The sequence below is a fragment of the Halomonas sp. SIMBA_159 genome (assembly GCF_046536035.1).
GTDB classification, from domain to species: domain Bacteria; phylum Pseudomonadota; class Gammaproteobacteria; order Pseudomonadales; family Halomonadaceae; genus Vreelandella; species Vreelandella venusta_A.
Genome location: NZ_JAWJBT010000343.1, coordinates 1 through 285, shown reverse-complemented (window position 1 = coordinate 285; position 285 = coordinate 1). Strand labels below are relative to the sequence as shown.

The following is a 285-nucleotide window of genomic DNA, read 5'->3' as shown; positions in this document are numbered from 1 at the left end:
AACGCGGCAGGAAGACAACATTCTCTCAGTGCATTCCATTGCCTGGCAGAATAACAATATCGCCCGCCAGGAGGCGGAGCAGGCGCGGGCGCAGGCAAATCTGCCGCTGGAAAATCGCAGTATAACCCTGCAATACGCCGACGCGGGAGAACTGGCGAAAGCGGGGGAGAAGCTACTGAGTGCCAAAGGGAGTATGACCGTCGATAAACGCACCAATCGCCTTTTGCTACGAGATAACAAAACGGCGTTAAGCGCGCTTGAACAGTGGGTAGCGCAAATGGATCT

Annotated in this window: 1 protein-coding gene; it reads left to right on the top strand. The window is 55.1% G+C overall.

Annotated elements, in window-relative coordinates; translation table 11 throughout:
• Positions 1–285: secretin N-terminal domain-containing protein (locus R0J87_RS19555; RefSeq protein ID WP_498888330.1), on the top strand; the 285-nt coding region annotated here is incomplete at both ends.